Source organism: Lacimonas salitolerans, assembly GCF_042677865.1.
Classification (GTDB): domain Bacteria; phylum Pseudomonadota; class Alphaproteobacteria; order Rhodobacterales; family Rhodobacteraceae; genus Lutimaribacter; species Lutimaribacter salitolerans.
Map to the genome: position 1 here is coordinate 22841 of NZ_JBHUDD010000040.1, position 6323 is coordinate 29163.

A 6323-nucleotide genomic window follows, 5' to 3' on the forward strand; every position below is an offset into this window, starting at 1 on the left:
ACACTGCCTAGCATCTGAATACGGTCGGGCAAACCTATGCATTCAGGGAAGCGCGCAAATGGCCCATATAGATTACTATTTTTCCACCCTGTCGCCCTATTGCTATCTGGCGGGCACCGGGCTGGAGCAGATCGCCGCGCGCCATGGCGCGCCCATCACCTACAAGCCCTTTGATCTGCTGGCGGCTTTTCCGCGCACGGGAGGCACGCCGGTGGATCAACGTCACCCGGCGCGCACGGCCTATCGCGCGCAGGAACTGCCGCGACAGGCGAAAAAGCGCGGTATGCCGCTGAACTTTCGGCCTGCGCATTTCCCGACCAATGCGGCCCCCTCGTCCTATGCGATCATCGCGGCGCAATCGGCGGGCGGTGGCGATCTGGGCGCGCTGGTGCATGGCGTCCTGCGCGCCGTCTGGGTCGAAGAGCGCGACATCGCGCAGGATGAGGTGATCCGCGATTGCCTGTCTGCTGCGGGCTTTGATCCGACGCTGGCGGACAAGGGGTTGCTGGCGGGGGCCGAGACCTATGGCGCGAACCTCGAAGAGGCGGTGCGGCGCGGTGTCTTTGGCGCCCCCTTCTACATCACGGATCAACAGCAGATGTTCTGGGGGCAGGACCGGCTGGAGGATCTGGACGCGCATCTGGCGGGGGACCTGTAATGCCGGTGGACCGGCGCGGCGGCGTCGAGACCCACTGGCTGCGAATGGGGCAGGGGCGGCGGCAGGCGCTGCTGCTGCATTGCTCGCTGGGGCATTCCGGTGGCTGGCAGGGCATGGCGCGCGATCTGGATGACATGCTGGACATGGTGGCGTTCGATCTGCCCGGTCACGGTCGCAGTGCCGATTGGGACGGGCAGGGCGATCTGCAGAGCGTCGCGATGGGCATGGCGCTGGATTTTCTGGACCCGGATCAGCCGATGGACCTGATCGGCCACAGTTTCGGCGGCACCATCGCCCTGCGCATCGCGGTGGAACGCCCCGAACTGGTGCGCAGCCTTGTGCTGATCGAGCCGGTGTTCTTTGCCGTGGCGATGGCCGACCGCCCCGAACTGACCGAGGCGCACGAGGCCGAGATGGGCGGGTTTGACCGCGCAATGGCGGCAGGCGATACCGAAGAGGCCACGCGCATCTTTACCGGCTTCTGGGGCGATGGCCGCGGGTGGCAGGATTTGCCCGAGGCGCAGCGCGCCGCGATGATCCGTCGTATCCCGCTGGTCCACGCGGGAGCGCCGCAGATCTATGGCGACAGGGCCGGGATACTGTCGGGCGGCGGGCTGGACCGGTTGGGCACGCCGACGCTGCTGATCGAAGGGGCGCAATCGCCGCAATACATCGCGGCGATCAATGACGGGCTGATGAAACGCCTGCGCCGGGCCGAACGCGCGGTGATCGACGGCGCGGGGCATATGGTGCCGATCACCCACCCCGAGCCAGTGGCGGCACAAGTGCGCGGGTTTCTGGAAACGGTGCCGGAAAACCCGCCCGCCCTGCCGTGATCTGCCTGCCGTGATCCGAATGAGCGCGCCAAAGGCGCGTACAGCATGTCTCGGCCCCGGCGCGGATGCGCTGGGGCCTCGGGCCGCCCGGATCAGCCCTTGGCCAGTTGCAAGAAGCGGTCGATCTGGTCCGCCGGGATCGACCAATCGCAGACCAGACGGCATGGCAGCGGCTCGTCCGGGTCACCGGCGTTCACATCGCCCGACAGCACGTAGTAGGCAGCACCGGCATCCTTAAGCCGCTTGTGGGCGGCGCGGGGCATGTCGGCAAAGATCATGTTGGCCTGCGGGTCGTGCAGCATCTGCACACCGGGCACATCCGCCAGTCCATCTGCCAGCCGGCGACAGTTGGCGTTGGCCGCGCGCGCGCAGGTCAGCCAGGTGTCATCGGCCAGATAGGCGGCCATCTGCGCCGACAGGTAGCGATGCTTGGAGAACAGATGCGCGCCCCGCTTGCGGCGCAGTTCGAACTCCCACGCCTTGTCGGGGTTGAACAGGATCACCGCCTCGACCCCCGGGCAGCCGTTCTTTGTGCCGCCAAAGCTGACCGCGTCGATGCCCGCTTTCCAGGTCATCTCGGCCGGCGTGCAGTCGAGCGCGACCAGCGCATTGGCAAAGCGCGCGCCGTCCAGATGGGACTGCTGGCCAAAACCGCGCGCCACCCGTGTCAGTGCTGCAATCTCGTCCAGACTGTAGACGCGGCCCTTTTCCGTGACCTGCGTGATCGACACCGGCCCGCGTTGCGGCCCATGCACGCCGCGGGTTTCCTCGGCTTCATAGGCTGTGTGCAGGGCGTCGGGGGTCATCTTGTCGCCGTTGCCCACCAGAGTCAGCTTGGCCCCGCCCATGAAGAACTCGGGCGCGTTGCATTCATCCTCGTGGATATGGGCGACGGGCGAACACAACACGGTCTGCCACGGCTGGCACATGGTCGCCAGCGCCAGCGAGTTGGCCGCCGTGCCGGTAGCCACAAGAAAAACCGCCGCATCCGGGGCTTCGAACAGATCGCGGATGCGGGCGCGCACGCCCTGCATGATTTCATCCGCGCCATAAGGCATGGCGTAACCGGTGTTGGCATCCAGCATCGCCTGCATCACGGACGGATGGGCGGGGCCTGCGTTGTCAGAGGCAAAGAACATCAGGTCGGCTCCTCGATTATGTGATCTTCCCAGTCGTCATCGTCTATCTCGAACTCGGGCACGGTGCGGCCCTGCATCGACACGCCCGCGCGATGGACCGTGTCGGGATCGCCTGAAATCAGCGGATGCCACGAGTACAGCGACCGGCCCTGCCACAGCAGCTTGTAGGCGCAGGTTTCGGGCATCCAGTACAGGTTGCGGTCCATATTTTGCGGTTTCAGCACGATACACTCGGGCACGAACTGATGGCGGATATCATACTGGCTGCACCGGCAGGTGGCATCGTCGAACAACCGACAGGCCACGTTCGTCAGCGCGACTTCACCAGTATCCTCGTCCTCCAGCTTGTTCATGCAGCATTTGCCGCAGCCGTCGCACAGCGCCTCCCACTCGGCGCGGGTCATCCGCTCCAGCGGGACAGTTTCCCAGAAGCGCGGGCGCAAGTCTGTCATAGCGCGGTCAGGATGGCGCGGGCGCGGGCGCAATCGGCATCCATCTGGGTGATCAGCGCGTTAAGCCCGTCAAAATTGGCCTCGGGGCGCAGGAACTCGACAAGCCCGACCGACAGGTGCGCATCATACAGATCGCCCGAGAAATCGAAGATGAAGGTTTCCAGATTGGGCCGTTCGCCGTTGAACATCGGCCGCACCCCGATCGAGGCCGCGCCGTGGTAGCTGCCCTTGTGTGGGCCGTCCAGTACATCGACCAGCACCGCGTAAACGCCGAACTTGGGCGGGTGCAGCGTGTCGATGGACATGTTTGCGGTGGGATAGCCCAGCTCGCGCCCGCGCTGTTCGCCGCCCACAACCGGCCCTTCGATGCGGTGCCAATGGCCCAGCATGGCGGCGGCGTCGCGCGGGCGGCCATCGGCCAGCGCGGTGCGTATCGCGGTCGATGACACCTCGCCTGCGTCGCCTGCCAGCAGGGTGGCGATAGTCACGCCAAAACCCATCTGCTGGCCGAACCGTTCCAGATCGGCGGCATTGCCCGCACGACCCTTGCCGAAACAGAAATCCGCGCCCACGACGACGTGGCGCAGGCCAAGACCCTTGTGAATCACGTCTTGGGCAAACTCCTCGGGCGTCAGCCCGGCAAGGCTGGCGTTGAAGTTCAGCTCGTACAGCCGCTCGACCCCCAGCTTTTCAAGCCGGTGCGCCCGGGCCTCGCGGCCCATCAGGCGAAAGGGCGGGGCATCGGGGGCAAAGTACTGGCGCGGATGTGGCTCGAACGTCAGCACACCCAGCGGTGCGCCACTGGCTGCGCCCGCCTGCCGCGCAAGGTCGATGACCGAGCGATGGCCCAGATGCACGCCGTCAAAGTTGCCGACGGCCACGCTTGCGCCCCGGTCCTGGTCTGCCACAAAGGTATAATCGCGGATGATACGCATGCGCGCAGGGTTAGCTGCGCGCGCGCCCATGCGCAAGCGGGCAGGGTGGTGAAATCAGTCGAACTTGCCCGAGGGCGCCAGCACCGTGGCCTCGCCGATCAGCACCTTCTTGCCATTCACCATGCAGCGGGTTTCAAGCTGCACGCGGCGCTTGGCATGATCGATGCCGATCACCTCGACTTCGGCCAGAACGGTGTCGCCGGGGCGCACGGGGGCCAGGAATTTCAGCGACTGACCCATGTAGACGGTGCCATGGCCGGGCAGTTGCTCGCCGATCACGGCCGAAATCAGACCGGCGGTCAGCATTCCGTGGGCAATCCGGCCTTCGAAGATCGTGTCGCGGGCGTAATCGTCGTCCAGATGCACGGGGTTGTGGTCGGTCGAGACCTTGGCGAACATCTCGATATCTTCGTCGGTGACGGTTTTGCGCAGATGGCGCACCATCCCCATCTCGATTTCCTCGATGGTGATCGTTCCGCGCGGCAGGTTGTCCAACATTCGCCCCTCCGACTATCAATGGGTAATATTAGGACGGTTTGCCGCCCGGTCTGGCAACTTTATTGCTTTGCAGGCGCAGAAAATCAAGCTCTAAATGCGTCAGCGCAACTGACCGATCGCAAAGGTCGGGTTGGTCATTTCCTTGTCCAGGAAAGCACTTAGCGCAGACTGGTCGGGCTGCTGCGTGGTTTTTGTTTCTTCGCGCGCCAGCCCGCCGGTGATGAACAGGGAATCGATATCCTCGCCCATGGCCCCCTGGATGTCGGTGGCGATGCCGTCGCCTACGGCCAGAATCGCGTTGGTGCGGATATCGTGGCCCAGCTCGGTCAGGCGGCGGCGGGCGAGGTCGTAGATGGGGGGGTGGGGTTTGCCGAAATAGAGGCTTTCGCCGCCCATTTCCGTATAAAGCCGCGCAAGCGCGCCGGCGCACCATTCGCGCACGTCCCCGCGGTCAACCACGATGTCGGGGTTGGCGCAGAGCAGTTTCAAGCCCTTCTGCTTGGCATAGAGGAACTGGGGCCGGTTCACATCGGGATCGGCCAAGGGATCGAACGGGCCGCAGCAGACGATGCCTTCGGCGTCCTCAATCTCAACCATCTGAATATCAACGGGATTTTCGATCAGATGCATGGGGTCGAAAAAACCCTCGTCGCGCTCCCACTCGCCCATGAACCAGACCTTCTCGCCCACCATGCCGCGCAACATGGCGGCGCGGGCGGAATCGCCGCTGGTGGCGATCGTGTCCCAGGCATCCTCGGGCACGCCAAAGCTAAGCAGTTGGTCCTGAACACCTTTTCGGGGCTTGGGCGAGTTGGTCACCAGCACCACGATGCCCCCCTTGCGACGATACTCCTGCAAGGCCGACACAGCGGACGGAATCGCGCGCACGCCGTCATGCACGCAGCCCCAGAGGTCGACGAACATCGCGTCATAGGGGGCAGAGATGTCGGCAAGCTGGTCGATGATCCGGGTCATGGCGGGCCTTTTTCGCGATGTGATTTCCATGCACAAACTATGCACATCCTGTATGCATCGCGGATGACGGATTGACCACAGCGGGCGGGCGAGATTCAGCCTGCTAGAGCCAGCAGCGCGGGCAGGTCCAGCGGGTCATTGACCATTTTCAACCCGCCCTGCGCGTCGCGCGGCCAGTCGGATTCCGGGCGGTCGCGGTAGATCTCGATCCCGTTGCCGTCGGGATCACGGAAATAGATCGCCTCGGACACGCCGTGATCGGCGGCCCCGTCGATCTCGACCCCGGCACGCAGGACGCTGGCATAAGTTGCCGCCAGCGCGGCGCGATCGGGGTAAAGGAAGGCCACGTGAAAAAGCCCGGTGTGATGTGGCGGCGGCGGGGTGCCGCCCCGGCTGTCCCACGTGTTCAGCCCGATGTGGTGGTGATAGCCCCCCGCAGAGAGGAACGCGGCCTGATCGCCATAGCGCTGTTGCAGCGCAAACCCCATCACGTCGCGGTAAAAGGCGATGGCGCGGGACAGATCGGCCACCCGCAGATGGACATGGCCGACGCGGGTTTCGGGATGGGCGGTGTGGGGCATGGCAACTCTCCTTTGACGGAAAGATAGCGCGTGCGGGTGCTGCGCGATAGGCGCGGGGCTGCACCGGGACTGTGCAGGGTCGCAAGGCCGGCCACCCGCCCGGACCAGCGGCGCAAGCCACCCCCCGGTCGGGAGCTGCCCTGCGAAAAGAGAGACGCCATGAAGGCTAGTACTACAGTTGCGGATATTGGAGATCTCTGATTCAACTCTATTCGAGGGAATGGGAGGGTTGGGTCATGACTGTATCGG

At 64.7% G+C, this 6323-nt stretch carries 8 protein-coding genes; 2 read left to right on the forward strand and 6 right to left on the reverse strand.

Features of this window, described 5'->3' with window-relative positions:
• Positions 1–58: 58 nt before the first annotated feature.
• Together ACFTOW_RS05390 and ACFTOW_RS05395 are read left to right on the forward strand one after the other, a co-directional pair.
• On the forward strand, positions 59–658 hold the full coding sequence (locus tag ACFTOW_RS05390) for a 2-hydroxychromene-2-carboxylate isomerase (RefSeq protein WP_379913842.1): 600 nt from the start codon (positions 59–61) through the stop codon (positions 656–658).
• The gene (locus ACFTOW_RS05395; RefSeq protein WP_379913844.1) at positions 658–1494 is read left to right on the forward strand and encodes an alpha/beta fold hydrolase; all 837 of its coding nucleotides are present in this window, start codon (positions 658–660) and stop codon (positions 1492–1494) included. Before ACFTOW_RS05390 ends, ACFTOW_RS05395 begins: the two co-directional genes overlap by 1 nt.
• A 92-nt stretch (positions 1495–1586) precedes the next feature.
• Here the strand turns inward: ACFTOW_RS05395 and ACFTOW_RS05400 are convergent, their stop codons facing one another.
• The 6 genes from ACFTOW_RS05400 to ACFTOW_RS05425 form a co-directional block, all read right to left on the reverse strand.
• A complete protein-coding gene (locus tag ACFTOW_RS05400; protein ID WP_379913846.1) occupies positions 1587–2633 on the reverse strand; it encodes a threonine aldolase family protein in 1047 nt (348 codons plus the stop codon).
• Complete coding sequence (locus ACFTOW_RS05405; protein ID WP_379913848.1) at positions 2633–3085, reverse strand: YcgN family cysteine cluster protein; 453 nt, start codon at positions 3083–3085, stop codon at positions 2633–2635. Before ACFTOW_RS05405 ends, ACFTOW_RS05400 begins: the two co-directional genes overlap by 1 nt.
• Positions 3082–4020 (reverse strand): bifunctional riboflavin kinase/FAD synthetase, encoded by a 939-nt coding sequence (locus tag ACFTOW_RS05410; RefSeq protein WP_379913850.1) that lies wholly within the window; start codon positions 4018–4020, stop codon positions 3082–3084. Before ACFTOW_RS05410 ends, ACFTOW_RS05405 begins: the two co-directional genes overlap by 4 nt.
• A 54-nt stretch (positions 4021–4074) precedes the next feature.
• Entirely contained in the window at positions 4075–4518 is a 444-nt protein-coding gene (locus ACFTOW_RS05415) for a MaoC family dehydratase (protein ID WP_379913852.1), read from the reverse strand.
• A 99-nt stretch (positions 4519–4617) separates the two neighbouring features.
• Positions 4618–5493: a TIGR01459 family HAD-type hydrolase gene (locus ACFTOW_RS05420; RefSeq protein WP_379913854.1), complete on the reverse strand. Its 876-nt coding sequence runs from the start codon at positions 5491–5493 to the stop codon at positions 4618–4620.
• Between the two features lie 95 nt (positions 5494–5588).
• Complete coding sequence (locus tag ACFTOW_RS05425; RefSeq protein WP_379913856.1) at positions 5589–6074, reverse strand: VOC family protein; 486 nt, start codon at positions 6072–6074, stop codon at positions 5589–5591.
• Positions 6075–6323 lie beyond the last annotated feature (249 nt).

What these genes read in the sequence shown, in the direction of transcription:
- ACFTOW_RS05390 (WP_379913842.1), top strand. Translation starts at nt 59, where the DNA reads ATGGCCCATATAGATTACTATTTTTCCACCCTGTCGCCCTATTGCTAT.
- ACFTOW_RS05395 (WP_379913844.1), top strand. Translation starts at nt 658, where the DNA reads ATGCCGGTGGACCGGCGCGGCGGCGTCGAGACCCACTGGCTGCGAATG.
- ACFTOW_RS05400 (WP_379913846.1), bottom strand. Translation starts at nt 2,633, where the DNA reads ATGTTCTTTGCCTCTGACAACGCAGGCCCCGCCCATCCGTCCGTGATG.
- ACFTOW_RS05405 (WP_379913848.1), bottom strand. Translation starts at nt 3,085, where the DNA reads ATGACAGACTTGCGCCCGCGCTTCTGGGAAACTGTCCCGCTGGAGCGG.
- ACFTOW_RS05410 (WP_379913850.1), bottom strand. Translation starts at nt 4,020, where the DNA reads ATGCGTATCATCCGCGATTATACCTTTGTGGCAGACCAGGACCGGGGC.
- ACFTOW_RS05415 (WP_379913852.1), bottom strand. Translation starts at nt 4,518, where the DNA reads ATGTTGGACAACCTGCCGCGCGGAACGATCACCATCGAGGAAATCGAG.
- ACFTOW_RS05420 (WP_379913854.1), bottom strand. Translation starts at nt 5,493, where the DNA reads ATGACCCGGATCATCGACCAGCTTGCCGACATCTCTGCCCCCTATGAC.
- ACFTOW_RS05425 (WP_379913856.1), bottom strand. Translation starts at nt 6,074, where the DNA reads ATGCCCCACACCGCCCATCCCGAAACCCGCGTCGGCCATGTCCATCTG.